We start from the raw sequence: 22,553 nt of genomic DNA on the forward strand, positions 1-22,553 counted from the left end.
CCGCCTGGGCCTGCGCCGCCTCCGCCCGTTGCGCCGCGCGTTCGGCGACCCGCGCCAGCCGCGCCAGCCGCGCATCGTCCTTCGCCTCCGCGGCGTCCAGCTTTGCCTGCGCCGCCTGTTCGCGCGCCGCCGCCGCATCCGCCGTAGCCCGTTCGGTCGCGGCCTTCGCGTCCCCGGCCTTTGCCGCCAGCAGCTCGGTCGCGCTCTCGCGGTCGATCGCCGCGTCATATTTGCCGGCATAGGGCGACAGTGAGACGAGCATCGCCCGCTCCCGATCGGTCACCGGGCCGAGCCGCGACCCCGGCGGCGCCACCAGCGTCCGGGCAACCGGGCTGGGTGCGCCGTCGGCCTGCAACATCGATACCAGCGCCTCGCCCACCCTCAGTTCGGTGATCGCGGTCGCGACGTCGACACCGGGGCTTGCGCGGAACGTCTCCGCCGCCGCGCGCACCGCCTTTTGATCGCGCGCCGTGAACGCCCGCAACGCATGCTGCACGCGGTTGCCCAGCTGGCCGGCGACATCGTCCGGCACGTCGATCGGGTTCTGCGTCACGAAATAGACGCCCACCCCCTTCGATCGCACCAGGCGTACGACCTGCTCGATCGTGTCGATCAGCGCCGGCGGCGCAGCATCGAACAACAGGTGCGCTTCGTCGAAGAAGAACACCAGCACCGGCTTTTCCGGGTCGCCGATCTCCGGCAGCGTCTCGAACAGTTCGGACAGCAGCCACAGCAGAAAGGTCGCATACAGCCGCGGGCTCGCCATCAGCCGGTCCGCGGCCAGCACGTTGATATGCCCGCGCCCCGCATCGTCCGTCGCGATCAGATCATGAATATCCAGCGCCGGTTCGCCGAAGAACGAGTCACCGCCCTGCGATTCGAGCTGCAACAATTGCCGCTGGATCGCGCCGACGCTCTGCCGGGTCACGTTGCCGTATCGCACGGTCAAGTCCGCGGCATTTTCGGCGACGTGCGCCAGCATCGACTGCAGATCGCCCAGGTCGAGCAACAGCATCCCGCCTTCGTCGGCGACCCGGAACGCAATGGCCAGCACGCCCTCCTGTACGGCGTTCAGCCCCATCAGCCGTGCCAGCAGCAGCGGCCCCATCTCCGATACGGTGGTGCGGACGGGGTGACCCTGCTTGCCGAACAGATCCCAGAACACGACCGCATTGTCGGCATAGCTCCAGTCGGTCATGCCGATCTCGGCCGCCCGCTCGGCCAGCGCCGCGTGCATCGGCGCGGTGGGCGATCCGGCCATCGCAATCCCGCTCAGGTCGCCCTTCACGTCGGACAGGAATACCGGCACCCCGGCGCGCGAAAATTGTTCAGCGATGGTCTGCAGCGTCACCGTCTTGCCGGTGCCCGTAGCACCAGCGATCAACCCATGCCGGTTGGCGCGCCGCAGGTTCAGGATCTGGCGCGTCCCGTCTTCCGACGCACCGATGACTATGCCGCCGCTTTCGTCCATTCCCACCCCTGTCTCACTCGCTGCGTCCCGTCTTCCGGCACGGTCGGGGCGGGCCATCGTCGCGCACGGCCGCGCGATCGATGGCCCGGCGGCCCTACTTCTTGGCCAGTTCGACGCCCAGGTAACGCGGCGGCGTCGCTTGCCGCTGGACGAGCATCAGGACACTCGGCCGGCCGGCCGCCTTTGCCGCGGCGACCGCGGCGATCACTTCCTGGATGGTCGTCGTCGGGCGCTGGTTGATCGACAGGATCACGTCGCCGCGCGCCAGCCCCTGCGACGCGGCGTTGCTCGACGGATCGACCGCAGAGATCACGACGCCACGAACACCCGTCGGCAGGCCGATCGAACGGCCGATCTCGGGTGTCAGCGTCTGCAGGCTGAGGCCAAGCGATGCACGCGTCGGCTGCACCTGCTGCGGCGTCGACGGATCGGCATCGTCCGGCTCGTCCAGCCCCTGCCCGCCGCCCGTGTTCAGCTGGTCTTCCGGCGGACGTTCGCCCACCACGGCGGTCACCGTCTGGCGGCGGCCATCGCGGATCAGCTCGATCGGCACGCGACTGCCGATCGGCAAATTGGCGACCGTATAGCTCAGCGTGCTGTCCGGCGTGATGTCTGTCCCGCCAATCTTCACGACCACATCGCCCTGCCGGATGCCGGCCCGCGCCGCGGCATAGCCCGGCTCGACCGACCGGATCAGCTCGCCGACATTCTTCGGCAGGCCAAGCGACTCGGCGATATTGTCGTCGATCGGCTGGATGCCGACACCCAAATAGCCGCGCTTTACCCGTTGGCCGGCGCGCAGCGCGTCGATGACGGGCTTGGCTTCCTCCGCCGGAATGGCGAAGCCGATGCCGACATTGCCGCCGGTCGGCGAGTAGATGGCGGTGTTGATGCCAATGACGTTGCCGTTCAGGTCGAACATCGGGCCGCCGGAATTGCCCTGGTTGATCGATGCATCGGTCTGGATGTAGCGGTCGTTTGCCCCGCCGCCGTTGATCCCGCGGTGCAGGGCGGACACGATGCCTGCCGTCACGGTCGACCCCAGACCGAACGGGTTGCCGATCGCCACGACCCAGTCGCCGATCCGCGCCCGCGTCGAATCACCGAACTGCACGAAGGGCAAGCCGCGCGCCTCGATTTTCAACACCGCCAGATCGGAATTGACGTCCCGGCCGATGACCTTGGCGACATATTCCTTCCGGTCGGGCAACGTTACGGTAATCGACGACACGACCGACGTCGTGCCCTGGCCCGCCGCGTCGCGCCCCCCGGAAATCACATGGTTGTTAGTGACGATGTATCCGTCGGCGGAAATGATGAAGCCGGATCCGAGCGACGTCGCCTCGCGCGTCTGCGGACGCCCGCCCTGGCCGGGTGCGCCGCCCTGACCACCAAATTGCTTGAAGAAATCCTCGAACGGGCTACCCGCAAACGGGTTCGCCTGCTGCCCGCCGCGCAACGACACCTGCTGCGTCGTGGAGATGTTGACGACCGCCGGCTGCAATTTCGCTGCCAGATCGGCAAAGCTCATCGGTGCACCGGCACGCGGTGCCATCGCCGGCACGGTTCCGGGGGCATTCTGCGCCACTTGCGCGCCGAGCGGCTGGTTGACGACGAGGGTGGCCGTAGCACCGCCGGCAAGCATGGCAGCGGTGATGGCATAAGCGTAACGCACGATCGATATCCTCCTCAGGGAGTCAGTTCCGCCCTTGGGCACCGGCGGTCAGCTTTTGGCTGCCGTGTCCCGGCTGAACGGTGATTGAACGACGGACCGTCGGTTACGGTCCGCTTCGGCAGGATCAGGGCCGCCGGCCCCGGAACTGTCGGAGATACTCGTTCTCGGGCGACAGTACCATCGCCGTCCCGCCGGTCGCCTGCGTCCCGTCGGTCCCGAAGGTATGGCGGTAGGACTGCATGGCACGGTAGAAGTCATAGAAGTCCGCGTCCCGGTTGAACGAATTGGCGTAGACGCGCGATGCGTCGGCATCGGCCTGCGCGGTGATGAGCTGCGCCTGCTTCTGCCCTTCCGCACGGATCGACCGGGCTTCCTGCTCGCGCGCGGACCGCATGCGCAGATAGGCGCTTTCCAGCGGCGTCCCGTCGGGCAGGTCCGCCCGCTTGATCCGGACATCGACGATCTCGGCGCCATATTGCGCGGCAACGATATTCAGTCGCGCCTGGATATTATCCATGAGCTGGCCGCGTTCCGGGCTGAGCAGCGCGACGAAAGACCGCCGCCCCAGCTCGTTGCGCAGCGACGAGGCCAGGATCGGGCGCAAGGCGTCCGACACACGCTTCTCGTCGCCGCGCGCGCGCAGGTACATCCGCAACGGATCGACGATCCGGTACCGCGCGAACGCATCCACCTCCAGCCGCAGCTGGTCGGTCGACAGCACCGACTGCCGCGGCATGTCGAAATCGAGCACGCGCTTGTCGATCCAGACGATCTGTTCGATGAACGGCCAGCGCGCAACGAGCCCCGCCCCCGTCTGCCCGAACGGCCGGCCCGGAACATAGCCGTTGATCACACGGTTCGGCTTGCCCAGCCGTACGACCAGTCCCTGCCGCGTCTCCGGCACGACGGCGAAGACCGACGCCGCGAAGATCACGGCCAGTACAAGCGCAACGGCCCAGCTGATCGGGTTGCGGAATGCGGTTGCGAACGGGTTCACTGTGCGGCCCCTTCCTGCACGGCGGGTGCCGCCGGCGCGGCGGGCGTGGCCGGCGGCGCGGCGGCGCGCGGCAACTGGTTCAGCGGCAGGTAGGATGTCACGCCGGGCGTCTCGACCACCGTCTTGTCGGTTTTCGCCAACACGTCCTCCATCGTCTCATAATACATGCGCTTGCGCGTCACTTCCGGGGCCAGCCGGTACTGGTCGTACACCTTGTCGAACGCGGCAGCCTCACCCTGCGCCTTCGCGGTCAGCTGCAGGGCGTAGGCGCGCGCATTGTTGAGGTAGCTTTGCACCTCCTGCTGCGCGGCCGACACATCCTTGAACGCCGCCACAACCGCCGCGGGTGGATCCGCCTGCTTGATCGCGACACCCTGGATCAGCACGCCGGCGCGGTAGCTGTCCAGGATCGTCTGAATACGCTGCTGCACGCGCCCTTCGATCTGGCTGCGCTGCGCCCCGATCGCATCGTTCAGCGACACGCGGGCGATCTCCGCCCGCATCGCGCTTTCGGCGACCTCGCGGATCGTGTCGTCGGGATCGGCCAGTTCGAACAGGTACAGTTCCGGATCGCGGATGTTCCAGCGGACCGAATAGGCCAGGTCGATGATGTTCTGGTCGCCCGTCACCATCAGGTTCTGCGCGCCGCCCGCGGCCGCACCGCTGGTGTCGGACGCATCGATGTTGATCTCGCGGATCTCATCGACCGAAACCTTCGTCACCCGGTCGATCGGTGCCGGCAGCGTCAGTCCGACACCCGGCGACATCGTCGTCACATATTTGCCGAACCGCGTAACGACCCCGCGCTGCTGCGCGCCCACCTGGTGGAACGACGTCATGACAACCCATAGCGCCACGAAGCCGGCGGCCAGCCATGCCCAGGTCTTGCGTCCCTGCGGCGTCGGCAGGCCGTTGTTCAAACCCTGCCGCCCGCGGCGCAACAGTTCGTCGAGTGCGGTTGGCCCGTTCGGTCCCTTGCCGCCATTGCCACCGCCGCCGCCCGACGGGCGTTTGCGCGGGGGCTGATCCCACGGGTTGCGCGGCCCGAGGCCGCCGTCGCCACCGCCGCCCTTGCCGCCTTCGCCGCCCCCCTTGCCACCGCCCGAACCGGAGCCTCCAGAGCCTCCGTTCGCGCCGCCGGACCCGCCCCCCCAGGGGCCGCCGCCGGCTTCGTTCAAAAGGCTGCGCCCGGGTGTCTGTCCGCCTATGGTCTCGCTCATCCATTCTTTATAAGATGCCGGCCCGGGAAAAACAGTGGCAAGCCTGTCTTTCGACCCTATGTCCCGCCGCATGCAGTCTCCCCCGGATCCGATCGCCCGTCTCGCCGCCGCACTGGACGCGATCGCAGACCCCGCCTCGGGCACGGGACTGGTCGCCGCGGGTCGCGCCGCCGCTCCGCGCCTGACCGGCACGACCGCCAGCGTGATCCTCGATGTCACCGGCTATGCCGACGCGGACCGCGACACCGTCGATGCCGCGATCCGCGCCGCGCTGCTGGCGGTGCCGGGCGTCGACACGGTCCGGATCGCGCAGACCGCGGAAAAGACGGTCCGCCGGATCGTCGCGATCGGCAGCGGCAAGGGCGGCGTGGGCAAGTCCACGCTGTCCGCCAACATCGCCGTCGCACTGGCCCGACGCGGGGTGAAGGTCGGGCTGGTCGATGCCGACATCTACGGCCCGTCGCAGCCGCGGCTGATGCACGCCGCGGACGTGAAGGCGACCGCGCACGACAAGCGGCTGATCCCGATCATGACCGACTACGGCGTCCCGATGCTTTCGATGGGGCAGATGGTGGACGAGGGTCGCGCCATCGCTTGGCGCGGACCGATGGTCGGCGGCGCGCTGGGCCAGCTGATCGACGCCGACTGGGGCGACACGGAAATCCTGATTCTCGATCTGCCGCCCGGCACCGGGGACGTCCAGCTCAGCATGATCGCCAAGCACAAGCCGGTCGGCGCGGTCATCGTATCGACGCCGCAGGATCTGGCGCTGATCGACGCCACTCGCGCGATCGACCTGTTCCGCCAGGCATCGGTGCCGCTGATCGGGCTGGTCGAAAACATGGCCGGCTATATCTGCCCACATTGCGGCGAGGGGTCGGACCCGTTCGGCCGCGGCGGGGCGGAGGCGGCCGCGGCGGCGCTTGCGATCCCGTTCCTCGGCCGGGTCCCGCTCGACATCGCGATCCGCACCGCGTCCGACGCCGGCACCCCGCCCGCGGCCGGCGATGGCCCCGAAGCGGCGGCGTTCCTGAAGATCGCGGACGGAATCGCGGACTGGCTGTCCCCCGCGCAACCCGCTACGATCAGCTGATAGGGAGAGAAGCAATGCCGCTGACGTCGGACGAAGACATCGCCACACTGTTGCGCGAGACCCGGACGATCGCGATGATCGGCGCATCGGACCGTCCCGATCGGCCGAGCTACGGCGTCGGCCAGTATCTGACGCACCACGGCTACCGCGTGATCCCGGTCAACCCGCAGATCACCGGCGAGCATGTCCACGGCGAATATGTCTGGCGCGAACTGGCGCAGATCGGCGAACCTATCGACATGGTCGATATCTTTCGCCGATCCGCCGATGCCGGCGCTGCGATCGATCAGGCCATCGCCGCGGGCGCAAAGTCCGTCTGGCTGCAACTCGGCGTCCATGACGACGCCGGCGTCGCCCGCGCGGAGGCGGCGGGCCTCAAGGTCGTGGTCGATCGCTGCCCGAAGATTGAAATAGCCCGTCTGGGCCTGCCGCCGGTGGGGGAGCGGTCCTGATAAAACGCACCGGCACTCCGTTCAAAACCCGATGATTCAAACTAAACCGCCCATCCCGAGCGAAGTCGAGGGACCCGTCGAGCGCAGCCGAGACGGCCAACAGTGCACCTCGACTACGCTCGTGGGCGCGTGCCGCGACTACGCTCGGCATGGACGCGCTTGGAACACGATCGCATGAACTGGATGCACGTGACCCAACCCCGTTTGGTTCGAGCCTGTCGAGAACTCAGCGCTGGGTTCTCGACTGGCTTGAACCAAACGGGGGCAGGAAGCCTATCAAACCCTTTGCCGCGGTAGCAGCCCCGCAGTAGCGATCACCCGGACCGCCAACGCCCTACCGAACCGCCGCCGCCACCGCCCGATCCCGCAACCGCGCGGTCGCCGCGGCATGAATACCCGGTGCTGCCGCGATGCAGCCGAACGCCTCCCCCTTGGTGGAATTGTACCGCAGCGGATCGCCAAACCCGTCGGTCACCACCGCGCCCGCCTCCTGCGCGATCAGCGCCGCTGCCGCGATATCCCATTCATGGCCCCAACGCAGCGTCGCGACGAGGTCCGCTTCGTCCGCCGCCACCATCGCGATCCGGAGCGCGATCGAATTGGGCTTGTCGACCAGGGTCAGGTCGCGGTCCGCACGCGGCAGGGCGTCCGCCGGCGTTCGCGCGCCGGGTAGCGCCACCCGGTCGCCCGCGCGCAGCGGCACGCCGTTGCGCGTCGCGCCCTGCCCCCGCGCCGCCGCCCAGCGTTCGCCCCGCACCGGCGCATCCAGCACGCCTAAAATCACGGTGCCACCCTCCACAAGCGCGATCGACACCGACCAGCCCGCCCGGCCGCGGATATAGTCACGCGTCCCGTCGATCGGATCGACCACCCAGGTACGGACTCCCATCAGCCGCTCGGCATTGTCGACTGTCTCCTCGGACAACCAGCCCGCCTCCGGGTCGATCGCCGCCAGCCGCGCGCGGATCATCGCGTCGACCGCCAGATCCACCTCGCACACCGGATGGCCCGGTTCCTTTTCCCAGCGGCGATAGCCGCCGCCGAAACTGGCCATCGCGACCCGTCCGGCATCCGCCGCGACGTCGGCCACCGCGGCAAGCAGGCGATCAGGCACCGGCCACCGTCATGCCGTCGATGCGGACCGTAGGCGCGTTGGTGCCGGCCCGGAACAGCAGGTCGGATGCCGGCACCAGTTCGCGGTACATCGTCTTCAGGTTGCCGGCGATCGTCACTTCCGCCACCGGCTCCGCCAGCTGGCCGTTGCGGATCGCGAAACCCGCTGCCCCCCGACTGTAGTCACCGGTCAGCCCGTTCACGCCGCTGCCGATCAGCTCGATCACCCATACGCCCAGCACGATGTCGGCGATCAGCGCCTCCACCGACAGCGTCCCCGCCGCCAGATGCAGGTTGGTCGTCCCCGCGCCCGGCGATCCGCCGATGCCGCGGCTGGCATGCCCCGTCGGCTGCATCCCCAGCTGCCGTGCCGACGCCGAGTCCGCGATCCAGCCGGTCAGCCGGCCGTCATGCACGATATCGCGCGCCGCGGTTGGCAACCCCTCGCCGTCGAACGGCCGCGACCTGAGGCCGCGCACCCGGTGCGGATCGTCCACCACGCGGATGCCGGGCGCGAACAGCTGCGTATCCATCGCGTCGAGCAGGAAGCTGGTGCGTCGCGCGATCGCCGCGCCGGTGATCGCGCCGATCAGTGGGCCCAGCAACCCGGCGCTCACCCTTGGGTCGAACACCACCGGCATCCGCCCCGAAGGCAACTGCGTCGGGTTCAGCCGCGCGATCGTGCGGTCCGCCGCGCGCCGTCCGATCGTCGCCGGCGCTTCCAGATCCACCAGATGCCGCGCGCTGTGGCTGGCATAGTCGCGCTGCATCACCCCGCCCGCACCCGCGATCACGCTTGCGGAACAGCCATAGGCCGTCGTCGCATATTCGCGCGCGAACCCGGTCGACGTCGCCAGCGCGATCGTCGCGCGGCTGCCGCTGGCGCTGCCCCCTTCGCTGTTCGTGATGCCCGGCACCGACCGGGCGACATCCTCCGCCTCCAGCGCGCGCGCTTTCAGCTCAGCCGGTCCGACCGCGCCCCCGTCGTCGATATCGACGTCCGGCATTGCCCCGGTCGCCAGCAGTTCGGCCGGCGCCAGTCCGGCATAAGGATCCTCCGGCGCCTCCCGCGCCATCGCGACCGCCCGGTCGACCAGCGCCCGCATCGCATCCTTCGACAGATCGGACGATGATACGCTGGCCGATCGCCGTCCGATGAACAGCCGCAGGCCGATCTCCTCCCCGTCGGACCGCTGGACATCGTCCAGTACGCCCAGCCGCACCGAAACCTGCGTCGCGGCATCGCGCACATACAACACATCGGCGGCATCGGCACCGGCGGCAACCGCGGCAGCGACCAGATCGGCGGCCAGATCGGCGGCATTTGCCGCGACGGGATATTCATTCACCATGCCCGGCATCTAGGTGCCCGGCGCACCGAACGGAAGGGCCGGCGTCCCCTGCACTGGCTATCCGGCGCTCCCCACGACGAGGCACGCCAGGAACATCAGCAACCCGGCGAACCGGTTCGAGCGGAACTTGGCCAGCGCATCGCCCTCGTCCGCCGTCTTCAGCGTCGCGACCTGCGCCGCCAGGTGCAGCGCGACGGGGATCAGCGCCGCCAGCGCCAATGCCTGCGGCCGGACCTGCCAGATCGCGACCGCCCACAACGCGACCGCCACCGCGTAGAAGCCCGATATTCCGGCGCGCGCATGGCCACCCAGCGCCCGCGCGCTCGATTTCACCCCCGCCACCTGGTCGTCCTCGATATCCTGCAACGCGTAGATCGTGTCATAGCCGATCACCCAGGCGATCGACCCGGCATACAGCCAGAACAGCGCCGGCGCATATCCGCCCGTAACCGCGGGCCAGCCGACCAGTGCGGCCCACGAAAACACGATCCCCAGCCACGCCTGCGGCCACCAGGTGATGCGCTTCATGAACGGGTACGCCGCGACCGCGCCCAAACTCCCGACCGCGGTGATCGCCGCCGTCGGGTTGAGCCGCGTCAGCACCAGCAACCCGACCAGACAGAGCAGTCCGAGCCAGATCCAGGCGGCGCGCACCGTCACCTGCCCGCTCGGCAACGGCCGGTTGCGGGTCCGCGCCACCTGCGCATCCAGCTTCCGATCGACGATGTCGTTATAGACGCACCCCGCCCCGCGCATCGCGAACGCGCCCACCAGGAACCACAGGATCAGGTCGACCCGCGCCCACCCCGCCCCGGCCAGCGCGATCGCCCACGCCCCCGGCCAGAACAGCAGCCACCCCCCGATCGGCCGGTCGAACCGCGCCAGCAGCCAGAACGGCCGGACCGCCGCGGGCAACAGCCGCACGAACCCGCGCTGTTCGGTATCGGGGGTAACGGTCTCAAGTTTCATGATAGTGCCTTACCTGTCCGAAAGGGTCGAACAAAGCCCCCTCCCCCCACGGGGGGGAGGACTCTATGGCAAAAGACGACTCGATCAGAACCGAAAGCCCGCCCCATGCCCGCCACCCCCGCCTGGCCCCCCAACACGCTTCCACGCCTCCATCTTGCCCAGCCGCTGGCCCAAGACGCCCACATCATCCTCGACGGCCCGCCTGCCAATTATCTCGGCACCGTCCTCCGCCTGAAACCCGGTGCGCAGGTGAAGCTGTTCGACGACCGGACCGGCGAATGGCTGGCGGAGGTGGCGACCGTCGAACGTCGCGCGGTGACGATCACGATCACGCGCCACCTGCGCGATCGGGAACCGGTGCCCGACCTCTGGCTGCTTGCCGCCCCGATCAAGAAGGGCCGGATCGACTGGCTGATCGAAAAGGCATGCGAACTGGGCGTCGCGCGGATCGTGCCGGTCCTTACCCGCCGCACGATCGTCGATCGGCTGAACCATGATCGGCTGCACGCCCATCTGGTCGAAGCGGCCGAACAATGCGGCCGCACCGCATTGCCCGAACTGGCCGAACTGACACCGCTCGACACGCTGTTGCGCGCCTGGCCTACGGACCGTCAGCTGCTGTTCGCCGACGAAACCGGCGGGCAACCGCTGCCCGCTGCGGCACGGCGCGGTCCCGCCGCGATCCTGATCGGTCCGGAAGGCGGTTTCACGCCCGAGGAACGCGACTCGATCCGGGCGATCCCGCAGGCCACCGGCGTCACGCTCGGCCCCCGCATCCTGCGCGCCGATACCGCGATGGCCGCCGCCGTGGCGCTCTGGATGGCGCATGCCGGGGACTGGTGACAGGCCGTGGGATGGGACGTGGCACAAGGCGTGAAATGCCCGCTGGCGCCGGTCCGCGGCCGCGCGTAAGGGCGCGTTCATGACCACGCCCAACGCCCCCCTCGGCCCCGATCCGATCGGCACCGAACCGTCCATCACCACGCGCGGCGACCTGATCGCGCTGTTCGCGGATGGGGAGAAGCCGAAGGATCGCTGGCGGATCGGGACCGAACATGAAAAGTTCGTCTATCGCACCGCCGATCACCGCGCGCCTTCCTATACCGAGGCCGGCGGCATCCGCGATCTGCTGGATGGGATGACCGATTTCGGCTGGTCCGGGATCATGGAGGGCGGCAACGTCATCGCGCTCGGCGGCAAGGACGGCAATGTCAGCCTGGAACCGGCGGGACAGTTCGAACTGTCGGGCGCCCCGCTCGACAATCTGCACCAGACCTGTGCCGAAACCGGCCGTCATCTGGAACAGGTGAAGGCGGTCGGCGACCGGCTCGGCCTGGGCTTCCTCGGCCTCGGCATGTGGCCGGACAAGACTCGCGCCGAACTGCCGATCATGCCCAAGGGCCGCTACCGGATCATGCTGGACCATATGCCGCGCGTCGGCAGCATGGGGCTCGATATGATGCTGCGCACCTGCACCATCCAGACGAACCTGGACTATGCCAGCGAAGCGGACATGGTGAAGAAGTTCCGGGTCAGCCTGGCGCTGCAACCGCTCGCCACCGCGCTGTTCGCCAACTCGCCATTCACCGAAGGCAAGCCGAACGGTTATCTCAGCTATCGCAGCCATATCTGGACCGATACCGATCCGGCGCGCACCGGCATGCTGCCCTTCGTGTTCGAAGATGGGTTCGGCTATGAACGCTATGCCGACTACATGCTGAACGTGCCGATGTACTTCGTTTACCGCGACGGCGTGTACATCGACGCCGCCGGCCATGACTTCAAGGCGTTCCTGCGCGGCGAACTGCCCGTCTATCCCGGGCACAAGCCGACCCGGACCGACTGGTCGGATCATCTGTCCACTGCCTTCCCCGAAGTCCGACTGAAAAGCTTCCTTGAAATGCGCGGCGCGGACGGCGGTCCGTGGAACACGATCTGCGCGCTGCCCGCCTTCTGGGTCGGCCTGCTCTACGACGACGCCGCGCTCGATGCGGCCTGGGACCTGGTCAAGCACTGGACGATCGCGGACCACACGCGCATCCGGGCCGACGTGCCGCGGCTCGGGCTGAAGACGGTCGGCCCGCGCGGCCGCACCTTCCAGCAGCTCGGCGCGCAGGTGCTGGACATCGCCCATGCCGGCCTGACCGCGCGCGCCCGGCTGAACGCGGCGGGCGAGAACGAAACCGGCTTCCTGTCCCCGCTGCGCGAGATCGTCGCCACCGGCAAGAGCCCCGCGGATCGCCTGCTCGACCTGTACCACGGCGAATGGCAGGGCGACCTCAGCCGTATCTACGACACCGCCCGCTTCTGAACCTGTCTTGGCCCCTCTTCTTCAGAGGAGGGGTCGGGGTAGAGACGACAGTTCCGCCAGGTAACGTCTTCGAAGCGCGAATATCACCACCCCCCCGTCCGCAACCCGACCCGCGCGAACAGCCGCGGCACCACGCCATGCCGGTCCATCCACGCGGCGTACGCGCGATAGTCAGGATCCGCGCCGAGATGCTTCTCCTCGGTCCGCGCGCGCCAGTAATAGATGCCGCTGACCACCCCCAGCATCACGCAGTTCCGCACCGCGGCCGTCCAGTCGCCGGCGACCGTCAGGAACGGGATCGCCGACAGCCACCAGAACAGCACCTTGGCCAGATAGGCGGGATGCTTGGTGAAGCGGTACGGCCCGTTGGTGATGATCCCGCGATGCGTCAGGTTCGAGAAACGCAACCCGAACGCGACCGTCGCCCATGCGTAGAAGCCGGTCAGCGCCACCAGCGGCATCATGTACAGCAGCGTCAGCCGCGGACTGCCGGCCAGCCACCAGGACCAGTTCGCACCGCCCGTCTCATAATCCACCACGCCGCCGCGCGCGATCAGGATGAACGGCGGGTAACAGGCCAGCGCCGCCACCCAGCCGCCCAGATAGGGGTTGGCCGACCGGATATGCGCGTCCAGCGGCCGCATCGTCAGCACATAGCCGACCGTCGCGAACGCCACGTCGATCAGGAACATCAGCATGATCAGCCCGAACGCCGCCGCCATCGGGTCGGTCGCCATCGCCCCCAGGTTGCGGTGCATCAGTTCGTGCCAGTTGCCCGGCACGATCGAAAGCATGAACGCGGTGAAGAACCCCTTCACCCCCCAGGCCCGCGCATGGCGGATCACCGCATCACGATCATGCCCCCGTCCCGTCAGCCATTGCCCGAACGCATAGGCCCCGTCGCGCGGCGTGATCAGCCGTCGGTCGATCCACAGCACATAGGGCACCGACAGCAGCAGCAGGACCGGCACCGCCCCGGCCAGCAGGTGCATCGCGAAGACATAGCCGCCCTGCCAGTACCAGCGCCCGAGCGCATAGAAGGCCGCGATGGCGGCCCACGTCGCCCACAGCCCGGCCAGCTTGGTGAACGCGGTCTCGCGCACCTCCGCCCATGGCCGGCGCAAGGCCCAGTCGATGCCCGTTGACGGCCGCCGATGCACCTTGTCGACGAACAGTGACCAGGCGACCATCGGCAGCCCGCACGCGACGACCGCGGCCATTCCCGCCATCGGCCCGTCCATGCCCCAATGCCCGGCGACGGCGATCCACGCCACCAGCCCCGCCATCCCGGCCAGCCCCACCAGGCCGCTCACCGCCGACCGTGGCCGTTGATCCCGCTCCATCATGCGGCCGATCTAGCCGCCATTCGTGCAGAAATTGCAAAGCCGCATCGTGCGGATGGGGGCATCCGACTTGACCACGGCAGCCGCAGACCGAACCTGAACTGAAATTCGGTCAGTCTCGACCATTCGCGATCCTGGACTTGATCCCGGATCCACGGCCGCCGACGCGAAGCTCGCGACTCCGGGTACGAGTTCCAGGTCCGAGATGACGCGGATATTGACCAGACCGGATCGAAGCCGGCGTCAGCGCAAATCCGGCTGCTGCCACTATGCGGGCGCTAAGCTGCGGTGTAACAAGAGAAAATATGAAAAGCTTGCCGCTCGCGATCGTCGCTGCCCTGATCGGGGCCGTCGGCTTCCATCTCTATTATCTGTCGATGGAACGGGACATGCGCTGCGCCTGGGATCAACGCGTCGGCTGGGAATCTAGCGATGCCTGCCGCATGCCGGCCGCGCCGGCGCAATATGATCGCTCAGCGCGGCAGAGGATGAACGATTTGATCGACAAGGTCGCGGAGTAGGCACGCATCGAACGCCCCCAGACGCCCTACCCCTTCGGCGTCAATCGCAGCAGCCGACCGCCCGAGCCGTCCTCCAGCACGTACACCGCACCGTCCTGCCCCTGTTCGACTTCGCGAATCCGTGCCCCCATGTCGTAACGCGCCGCCTCGCGGGCCGTCGTACCGTTCAGCGCGACACGCACCAGCGCCTTGGACGACAGTCCGCCGATGAACGCGTTGCCTCGCCACGCCGGAAACAGCGTGCCGGAATAGATCATCAGGCCGGCCGGCGAAATGACGGGGTTCCAGCTTGCCCTGGGCGCTTCGAGATCGGGCCGGGTCGGGTGGTCGGGAATGACGCGTCCGTCATAATGGTCGCCGTTCGACACGATGGGATAGCCGTAATTGCGGCCAGGCAGGATCAGGTTCAGCTCATCCCCGCCCTTCGGCCCCATCTCCTGCTCCCACAAATTTCCGCGCGCATCGAACGCGATACCCAGCAGGTTGCGATGACCGTAGCTCCAGACGGCAGGGTCGAACCCCTTGGCGGCCAGCGGATTGCCCGGGGCGGGCCGCCCGTCGGCGGTCAGGCGCAGCACCTTGCCCAGCGTCAGCTTCGGATCCTGCGCCGGATCGAACTTCTGCCGCTCGCCCACCGTGAAGAACAAGTGCCCGTCGGGTGCAAACGCGATGCGGCCGGAATAATGGCCGTTGCCTTCCACCTTCGGCGCGCGGAACAGCGTCTCGACGCCGTCCAGCCGTGGCCCCGTCGCGGCATCCTGCACGAAGCGGGCGCGCGCCAGTACGACGCCCTTGCCGCCCGCACCGGCCTCCGAGTAGCTGAAATACAGCATGTCCGTGCCGGGGCGGAACACCACATCCATCAGCCCGCCCTGGCCGGCGCTGTCCACCTTGGGCACACCCGCGACCGGCAGGACGAAGGTTGCAGCCGGCGTCTTGCCCTGCATGACATATTTCATCGTGCCGGCCTTTTCCGTCACGACGAACCCGCCGCGCGGTGTCACCGTCATCGCCCATGGCGCGTCCAGCCGGGCAACCTGCGTCGTGACGAAGTCCTTGGCGGCAAACTGCTGCGGACCGGTGATCGGCGCCTGCGCAGCGGCTGCCCGCGCTTCCGACGTGCCCAGGTCCGACACTGCCGTCCCACATGCCGCAAGCACCAGGGCGAGCGTAAAGCCGATCGTCGCCACGCGCATATCCAATTCCCAACGTCCTGTTCTGATTTTGCGACTGAACGCCATCGCCGCCATAATGTTGCAGTCTTGCCGCATCGCCTGCTTTGGCGTAAAGGAAATACGTCTTCTCGACATTGGTAACATTGGCGAGGTCGGATCCCACCGGGTCCGGCGATCTGGACGCATGCGATTTGCAGGAGCAGGGATGGCGGACATCGCCTTGTTGAACAGGCTGATAGAACCCGAGGCGCAGGCCTTGGGTCTTGCGCTGGTGCGGGTGCAGATGAACGGCGGCAAGTCCGACCCCACGCTGCAGATCATGGCCGAACGGCCCGACACGCGTCAGCTCGACCTGACCGATTGCGAGGCGCTGAGCCGCCGCATTTCCGATATGCTGGACGAACAGGACCCGATCGAGGAAGCATATCGGCTCGAGGTGTCGTCCCCCGGCATCGACCGGCCGCTGACCCGCCTGCAGGATTTTCAGGACTGGGCTGGGTTCGAAGCGCGCATCAAGCTGGTCGAGCCGCGCGACGGCCGCAAGCAGTATGAGGCCGCGCTGAAGGGTATCGAGGGCGACGACGTGCTGCTCTATGTCGAGCGCGTCGGCGAACTGACGCTGCCGTTCACCGCCATCGCCTCCGCCAAACTTATCTTGACCGACGCGCTCCTCAAGGCCACGGCCCCGCTGAACGCGGACGGCGCCGACGAGATCGTCGAACTGGACGCCGATGACGGCGTCGAACCCACGCAGGAAGGATAACCGCATGGCCACCGCCATTTCCGCCAACAAGGCCGAGCTGCTCGCCATTGCCGATGCGGTCGCCAAGGAAAAGCTGATCGATCGCGAGATCGTGATCGAGGCGATGGAAGACGCCATCCAGCGCGCCGCCAGGACCCGCTACGGCGCGGAAAACGACATCCGCGCCAAGATCGACACCAAGGGCGGCGATCTGCGGCTCTGGCGCGTGGTCGAGGTGGTCGAGGCGGTCGAGGATTATTTCAAGCAGGTCAGCGTCGCCGATGCGCAGAAGCTGCAGGCCGGTGCCGTCGTCGGCGACTATATCGTCGATCCGCTGCCGAATATCGAATTCGGCCGCATCGCGGCACAGGCCGCCAAGCAGGTCATCTTCCAGAAGGTGCGCGATGCCGAGCGCGACCGCCAGTATGAAGAGTTCAAGGACCGCGCGGGCGAAATCATCACCGGCGTCGTCAAGCGCGTCGAGTTCGGCCATGTCGTCGTCGACCTGGGCCGCGCCGAGGGCGTCGTGCGCCGCGATGCGCAGATCCCGCGCGAAGTCGTCCGCGTCGGCGACCGGATCCGTTCGCTGATCCTGCGCGTCGCCCGCGAAACGCGTGGTCCGCAGATCTTCCTGAGCCGCGCGCATCCCGATTTCATGAAGAAGCTGTTCGCGCAGGAAGTGCCCGAAATCTACGACGGCGTGATCGAGATCAAGGCCGCCGCACGCGATCCGGGCAGCCGCGCCAAGATCGGCGTCATCAGCCACGATTCGTCGATCGATCCGGTCGGCGCCTGCGTCGGCATGAAGGGCAGCCGCGTGCAGGCCGTCGTGCAAGAGATGCAGGGCGAGAAGATCGACATCATCCCCTGGTCGCCCGACACCGCGACGTTCGTGGTGAACGCGTTGCAGCCGGCACAGGTCAGCCGCGTCGTGATCGACGAGGAGGACAGCCGCATCGAAGTGGTGGTGCCCGACGATCAGCTGTCGCTCGCCATCGGCCGCCGCGGCCAGAATGTGCGGCTCGCGTCGCAGCTGACCGGTTCGGCGATCGACATCATGACCGAGGCGGATGCCTCGGAGAAGCGCCAGAAGGAATTCGTCGAGAATAGCGGCCTGTTCGAGAAGGAATTGGACGTCGACGAGACGCTGGCCCAGCTGCTGGTCGCCGAGGGCTTCTCCAGCCTGGAAGAAGTCGCCTATGTCGAGGTCGACGAGATCGCCGCGATCGAGGGTTTCGACGAGGAACTGGCCGCCGAGTTGCAGAACCGCGCGCAGGAAGCACTGGATCGTCGCGAGCAGGCCAACCGCGAAGAGCGGCAGGGCATGGGCGTCGAGGACGCGCTGGCCGACCTGCCGTACCTGACCGAGGCGATGCTGGTGACGCTGGGCAAGGCGGGCATCAAGACGCTCGACGACCTGGCCGATCTGGCGACCGACGAGCTGATCCTGAAGAAGCGCGTCGAACCGCGCCGCCGGACGCCGAGCACCGATCCGGAGAAGAGCGGCATCCTGTCGGAATATGGCCTGACCGAAGATCAGGGCAACGAGATCATCATGGCGGCACGCGCGCACTGGTTCGAGGACGAAGCGCCTGCCGCCGAGGCTTCGGACGGAGCGCCCGCGAACACCGCCGTGGAGGACGACGCCTGATGCCGTTCGTCGACATCAAGGTCGCCGGGCCGCTGACCACCGAGCAGAAGCGCGGGCTGGTCGAGGACGTGACGCGTTCGCTGGTTGAGCGTTGCGGCAAGAACCCGGCGACGACGCACATCGTCATCACCGAAGTCGAGACCGAGAATTGGGGCAACAACGCCATGCTCGTCATGGATCGCCAGCCGCGGGAGGACGCAACCGCGGATGTCCCACGATGATCACCCCGAGTTCGTAACCGCTGCAACCGCGTCCCCGCCAGAAACGGCGGCGGACCTGCATGCACTGTCACCCATCGCGGAATCGGCGTCCGGTAACCCGGACCTTGAGCCCGAAGAAGACACCAAGACCAACAAGCACGACCCCGAGCGGCGTTGCATCCTGTCGGGTGTGCGGGCGTCGCGCGACAGGCTGATCCGGCTCGCGCTCGGTCCCGACGGGACGATCGCACCGGACGTGCGCGCCCGTGCGCCGGGTCGTGGGGCGTGGATTGGCGTGGACCGGGCGACGCTGGAAACGGCGCAGGCCAAGGGCAAGCTGAAGGGTGCGCTGTACCGCGCGTTCAAGACGCAGGCGCTCACCATCCCGGCCGACCTGCCCGAACGGATCGCCGCGGCGCTGCAACGCGACGCGCTCGACCGGCTGGGGCTGGAGGCGCGGTCCGGCACGCTGCTAACCGGATCGGACAAGATCAGCGACAGCGCACGCAAGGGCGTTGTCACCCTGCTGATCCACGCCGCGGACGCCGGCACCGACGGCAACCGCAAACTCGACCAGGCGCTCCGCGTCGGGCGCGGGGTGGAAGGCAGCGATCTGCGCGGGGTGGTAATCCCGGCGGAACGGGCCATATTGTCGATGGCGCTGGGCCGCGAAAATGTGGTACATATTGCGCTGATAACGCCGGCTGCTGCCGCGCGAGTCACGCAGGCGCTGGATCGCTGGCGTGATTTTATCGGACGAGAATGGGCGATTGTGCCTTGCGACACTGCTTCGCAAGGCCCTTCCCCGCTGAATATCGAAGGGTTTTGACGACCATATGAGCGACAACGAAAAGCCGAAGCTTGGCATGCGCGCACCGCTGGGTGTCCGGCGCACGGTCGAGACGGGCAAGGTGAAGCAGAGCTTCAGCCATGGCCGGTCGAACACCGTGGTGGTGGAAGTCAAGAAGGCCCGCATGTTCCGCAAGCCCGGCGAGGCGGAGGCAGCCCCGATCGAGCAGGCGGCGCCCGAACCCGTCGCCGCGCCTGAAGTCGTGGCCGCGCCCGTCGCGCCGGCGCCGGCCCCCGTTTCGGCACCTGTCGCCGAAGCGCCCGTCGCGCCGGCCGCACCCGTCACGGAGTCCGCTCCGGCTCCGGCCGCACCCCCGGCAGCGGCTTTCCCGCCGCCCCGGGGTTTCACGCCCGTGCCCAAGTTCGTGCCGACGCCCCCCCCGGCGCCGGCACCCGCCCCGGTGGCGGAAGCCGCGCCCGAGCCGGCGCGTGTCGCCACGCCGGAACCGACCCCTGCGCCTGTCGCCGGCCCACGGCCCGTCGCGGCGACACCGCGTCGTGCCCCTGCCCCGGTGCGCACCCCGGCCCGGCAGGCGGCACCTGCGCGCAATGCCGGCAATGATTTGCTCAGCCGCCAGGAACGGCAGGCCAAGCTGCTGCGCGAAGCGGAAGAAGCCCGCATGGCCGCGCTGGAGGAAGCGCGCCGCCGTGAGGACCGGCTGCGTGCCGAAGCCATCGAGGCCGAGAAGCGCCGCGTCGAGCAGAACAAGCTTGCCGCCGAAAATCCAGCGGCCGAGGTCGTTGCAGCGGCACCTAGCGCTGTCGCGCCTGCCCCTGTCGCCGCAACGGGTGGCGCGCCCGCAGGCGAAGCCGCGCAGGCCGAAGCCGGTGCCGACGGTCGTTTCCCGCCGCCGCGTCGCTTCACGCCGCTGCCGACCGCTCCGCGTCCGGCAGCAAAGCCCGTGTCGCGCGAAAAGAATGCCGACGAGCGTCGCCAGTCGGGCAAGCTGACCGTCACGCGCGCGCTGGACGATGGCGCCAGCGCCCGCACCCGCTCGCTCGCCGCGCTGAAGCGTAGCCGCGAAAAGGCCAAGGGGTCGGGCAACAGCGGTCCGTCGATCAAGCAGGTGCGCGACGTGAACGTGCCGGAAGCGATCACCGTGCAGGAACTGGCGAACCGCATGGCGGAACGCGGGGCCGACCTGGTCAAGGCGCTGTTCAAGATGGGCATGCCTGTCACGATCACGCAGACGATCGATCAGGACACGGCGGAGCTGCTGGTCACCGAGTTCGGCCACAACATCAACCGCGTGTCGGACAGCGACATCGACCTGACGAGTCACGAGGAAGTCGATTCCGACGATACGCAGGTCACGCGTCCGCCGGTCGTCACGATCATGGGCCATGTCGATCACGGCAAGACCTCGCTGCTCGACGCGCTGCGTGGTGCGAATGTCGCATCGGGCGAAGCCGGCGGGATCACCCAGCATATCGGCGCCTATCAGGTGACCGTGAAGTCGGGGAACAAGATCACGTTCCTCGACACGCCGGGCCATGAAGCGTTCAGCGACATGCGCGCGCGCGGCGCCAACATCACCGACATCGTCGTGCTGGTGGTCGCGGGCGACGACGGCATGCGGCCGCAGACGATCGAGGCGATCAGCCATGTCCGCGCCGCGGGCGTGCCGATGATCGTGGCGATCAACAAGATGGACAAGCCCGGTTCGGATGCGTCCAAGATCCGCCAGGCGCTGTTGCAATATGACGTTCAGGTCGAGGAGATGGGCGGCGACGTCCAGGACGTGGAGGTTTCCGCGACCAAGAAGACCGGTCTGGAGGAGCTGATCGACAAGATCGAGCTGCAGGCCGATCTGCTCGAACTGCGCGCCAACCCGGATCGTCCGGCCGAGGGCACCGTGGTGGAAGCGACGCTGGACAAGGGCCGCGGTGCGGTCGCCACGATCCTGATCGGGCGCGGCACGCTGCGCGTCGGCGACATCTTCGTTGTCGGTGCCGAAAGCGGCAAGGTCCGCGCGCTGATCGACGACAAGGGCAAGAATGTGAAGCTCGCGCTTCCGTCGATGCCAGTCCAGGTGTTGGGTCTTACCGGTGTGCCGTCGGCGGGCGATCCGCTGTCGGTCGTCGAGAACGAGGCACGTGCCCGCGAGGTCGCGGATTACCGTGCCAGCGTGATCCAGCAGAAGCGGACCACGTCGGCCCCCGCCAATCTGGAAACGATGTTCTCGGCACTGCGCGAGAAGCAGGCGCAGCAGTTCCCGCTGGTCGTCAAGGCGGATGCGCAGGGCTCGGTCGAGGCGATCGTGGCATCGCTCAACAAGATCTCGACCGATCTCATCCAGGTTCGGATCCTGCATTCGGGCGTGGGTGGCATCACCGAAAGCGACGTGTCGCTGGCGGCGGCATCGCGTGCCCCGATCATCGGGTTCAACGTGCGTGCGAACAGCAAGGCCCGCGAACTGTCGACGCGGGACGGCGTGGCGTTGAAATATTACGACGTCATCTATGACCTTCTGGACGAAATCCGCGCCGCGATGGCCGGTCAGCTCGGGCCGGAATATCTGGAACACGTCGTCGGCCGTGCCGAAATTCGCGAGGTCTTCTCCGCGGGCAAGCATGGCAAGGCCGCGGGTCTGCTCGTGGTCGAAGGCTATATCCGCCAGAAGCTGCGTGCCCGCGTGCTGCGCGACGACGTCATCATCTACAACGGGTCGATCTCGTCGCTCCGCCGGTTCAAGGACGATGTGCCGGAAGTGCGCGCCGGGCTGGAGTGCGGCATCACCATCGAAGGGTCGACCGATATCAAGGCCGGTGACATCGTCGAGACGTTCGAGGTCGAGGAGCGCGAGCGCACGCTTTAAGCGGGCCTGTCTGGTCCGTCATCCCGGCGGAAGCCGGGATGACGGTGGGAGAGCGTTCAACTAGACGGTTGGGATGCGCGAGATCGATCCCGTCACCCTCCTTGCCCGGATCGCCTTCGCCCCCTTCCATCTGCTGTTCAGCGGCGTCATGATTGTGCTGACGCTGCTGATGCCCCCGCGCCGCCACGACTGAACGGAGCCATCCATGCGCCCCACCGAAACATCCGAAGGCCGGTCGGTCCGGGCACTCCGCGTGGGCGAACAGACCCGCCATGCGCTGTCCGACGTGCTCATGCGCGGCGACGTGCATGACGAAGTGCTGACCAAGCACAGCATCTCGGTGACCGAAGTCCGCATGTCCCCCGACCTGCGCCACGCTACCGCCTTCGTGAAGACCCTGGGCGAGGCGGACGAGGCAGTGATCCTGAAAGCGCTGCGCACCAACACCGCTTATCTACAAAGCGAAGTCGCGCGCCGGGTCAACGCCCGTTTCGCGGCCAAGCTGAAATTCCTGTCGGACGAGAGCTTCGACGAAGGCACCCACATCGACGCACTTCTTCGCGACCCACGCGTCGCCCGCGACCTGGGCTCCGATTGACC

General features: G+C 67.8%; 20 protein-coding genes. 11 read left to right on the forward strand and 9 right to left on the reverse strand.

Translation table 11 applies throughout. From position 1 onward, the window contains the following. From BKY59_RS00810 to hflK, 4 genes are all read right to left on the reverse strand, one after another. Window positions 1-1,471, reverse strand: a 1,471-nt coding sequence (locus BKY59_RS00810; protein ID WP_076068211.1) for a helicase HerA-like domain-containing protein, incomplete at its 3' end; no start/stop codon positions are given. Window positions 1,472-1,565: 94 nt separating this feature from the next. Continuing rightward, complete coding sequence (locus tag BKY59_RS00815; protein WP_076068212.1) at window positions 1,566-3,146, reverse strand: Do family serine endopeptidase; 1,581 nt, start codon at window positions 3,144-3,146, stop codon at window positions 1,566-1,568. A gap of 124 nt (window positions 3,147-3,270) precedes the next feature. Continuing rightward, window positions 3,271-4,143 (reverse strand): protease modulator HflC, encoded by an 873-nt coding sequence (gene hflC, locus BKY59_RS00820; RefSeq protein WP_076068213.1) that lies wholly within the window; start codon window positions 4,141-4,143, stop codon window positions 3,271-3,273. After that, a complete protein-coding gene (gene hflK, locus BKY59_RS00825; protein ID WP_076068214.1) occupies window positions 4,140-5,363 on the reverse strand; it encodes an FtsH protease activity modulator HflK in 1,224 nt (407 codons plus the stop codon). Before hflK ends, hflC begins: the two co-directional genes overlap by 4 nt. A 70-nt stretch (window positions 5,364-5,433) precedes the next feature. On the opposite strand from hflK, the gene BKY59_RS00830 reads away from it, so the two are divergent. Both BKY59_RS00830 and BKY59_RS00835 read left to right on the forward strand, forming a co-directional pair. Next, on the forward strand, window positions 5,434-6,456 hold the full coding sequence (locus BKY59_RS00830; RefSeq protein ID WP_083671796.1) for an Mrp/NBP35 family ATP-binding protein: 1,023 nt from the start codon (window positions 5,434-5,436) through the stop codon (window positions 6,454-6,456). 14 nt (window positions 6,457-6,470) lie between these two features. Further along, a complete protein-coding gene (locus BKY59_RS00835) occupies window positions 6,471-6,908 on the forward strand; it encodes a CoA-binding protein (RefSeq protein WP_076068215.1) in 438 nt (145 codons plus the stop codon). A 334-nt stretch (window positions 6,909-7,242) separates the two neighbouring features. On the opposite strand, the gene BKY59_RS00840 is transcribed toward BKY59_RS00835, so the two are convergent. From BKY59_RS00840 to ubiA, 3 genes are read right to left on the reverse strand one after another with little or no spacing between them, the layout of a single operon-like run. Further along, a complete protein-coding gene (locus BKY59_RS00840) occupies window positions 7,243-8,022 on the reverse strand; it encodes an inositol monophosphatase family protein (RefSeq protein ID WP_076068216.1) in 780 nt (259 codons plus the stop codon). After that, window positions 8,015-9,373 carry a TldD/PmbA family protein gene (locus BKY59_RS00845; RefSeq protein WP_076068260.1) on the reverse strand — a complete coding sequence of 453 codons (1,359 nt, stop codon included), beginning with the start codon at window positions 9,371-9,373 and terminating at the stop codon, window positions 8,015-8,017. The genes BKY59_RS00840 and BKY59_RS00845 overlap by 8 nt, the downstream gene beginning before the upstream one ends. A gap of 57 nt (window positions 9,374-9,430) precedes the next feature. Further along, on the reverse strand, window positions 9,431-10,342 hold the full coding sequence (gene ubiA / locus BKY59_RS00850) for a 4-hydroxybenzoate octaprenyltransferase (protein WP_076068217.1): 912 nt from the start codon (window positions 10,340-10,342) through the stop codon (window positions 9,431-9,433). Window positions 10,343-10,447: 105 nt separating this feature from the next. Between ubiA and BKY59_RS00855 the strand changes: the two genes are divergently transcribed. Then, a complete protein-coding gene (locus tag BKY59_RS00855) occupies window positions 10,448-11,185 on the forward strand; it encodes a 16S rRNA (uracil(1498)-N(3))-methyltransferase (protein ID WP_076068218.1) in 738 nt (245 codons plus the stop codon). A gap of 79 nt (window positions 11,186-11,264) precedes the next feature. Continuing rightward, the gene (locus tag BKY59_RS00860) at window positions 11,265-12,653 is read left to right on the forward strand and encodes a glutamate--cysteine ligase (RefSeq protein WP_076068219.1); all 1,389 of its coding nucleotides are present in this window, start codon (window positions 11,265-11,267) and stop codon (window positions 12,651-12,653) included. 83 nt (window positions 12,654-12,736) lie between these two features. Here BKY59_RS00860 and BKY59_RS00865 read toward each other — a convergent pair whose 3' ends face one another. After that, window positions 12,737-13,999: a methyltransferase family protein gene (locus BKY59_RS00865; protein ID WP_076068220.1), complete on the reverse strand. Its 1,263-nt coding sequence runs from the start codon at window positions 13,997-13,999 to the stop codon at window positions 12,737-12,739. A 311-nt stretch (window positions 14,000-14,310) separates the two neighbouring features. Between BKY59_RS00865 and BKY59_RS00870 the strand changes: the two genes are divergently transcribed. Continuing rightward, window positions 14,311-14,517, forward strand: coding sequence for a hypothetical protein (locus BKY59_RS00870; RefSeq protein WP_129586145.1), 207 nt, complete (start codon window positions 14,311-14,313; stop codon window positions 14,515-14,517). Between the two features lie 26 nt (window positions 14,518-14,543). On the opposite strand, the gene BKY59_RS00875 is transcribed toward BKY59_RS00870, so the two are convergent. Next, a complete protein-coding gene (locus BKY59_RS00875; protein WP_076068222.1) occupies window positions 14,544-15,713 on the reverse strand; it encodes a PQQ-dependent sugar dehydrogenase in 1,170 nt (389 codons plus the stop codon). A gap of 184 nt (window positions 15,714-15,897) precedes the next feature. Here BKY59_RS00875 and rimP point away from each other — a divergent pair, with 184 nt between their 5' ends. The 6 genes from rimP (at window position 15,898) to rbfA (ending at window position 22,551) form a co-directional block, all read left to right on the forward strand. After that, the gene (gene rimP, locus BKY59_RS00880) at window positions 15,898-16,455 is read left to right on the forward strand and encodes a ribosome maturation protein RimP (protein WP_076068223.1); all 558 of its coding nucleotides are present in this window, start codon (window positions 15,898-15,900) and stop codon (window positions 16,453-16,455) included. A gap of 4 nt (window positions 16,456-16,459) precedes the next feature. Next, entirely contained in the window at window positions 16,460-18,085 is a 1,626-nt protein-coding gene (nusA, locus tag BKY59_RS00885) for a transcription termination factor NusA (RefSeq protein WP_076068224.1), read from the forward strand. After that, on the forward strand, window positions 18,085-18,306 hold the full coding sequence (locus BKY59_RS00890) for a tautomerase family protein (protein WP_076068225.1): 222 nt from the start codon (window positions 18,085-18,087) through the stop codon (window positions 18,304-18,306). The genes nusA and BKY59_RS00890 overlap by 1 nt, the downstream gene beginning before the upstream one ends. Then, complete coding sequence (locus BKY59_RS00895) at window positions 18,293-19,114, forward strand: DUF448 domain-containing protein (protein ID WP_083671797.1); 822 nt, start codon at window positions 18,293-18,295, stop codon at window positions 19,112-19,114. Before BKY59_RS00890 ends, BKY59_RS00895 begins: the two co-directional genes overlap by 14 nt. A gap of 7 nt (window positions 19,115-19,121) precedes the next feature. Then, window positions 19,122-21,953 (forward strand): translation initiation factor IF-2, encoded by a 2,832-nt coding sequence (gene infB / locus BKY59_RS00900; RefSeq protein ID WP_076068226.1) that lies wholly within the window; start codon window positions 19,122-19,124, stop codon window positions 21,951-21,953. Between the two features lie 205 nt (window positions 21,954-22,158). Further along, on the forward strand, window positions 22,159-22,551 hold the full coding sequence (rbfA, locus tag BKY59_RS00905) for a 30S ribosome-binding factor RbfA (RefSeq protein WP_076068227.1): 393 nt from the start codon (window positions 22,159-22,161) through the stop codon (window positions 22,549-22,551). The last annotated feature ends 2 nt before the right edge of the window (window positions 22,552-22,553 follow it).

This window comes from Sphingomonas montana (genome assembly GCF_001956315.1).
Taxonomy (GTDB): Bacteria; Pseudomonadota; Alphaproteobacteria; order Sphingomonadales; family Sphingomonadaceae; genus Sphingomonas_R; species Sphingomonas_R montana.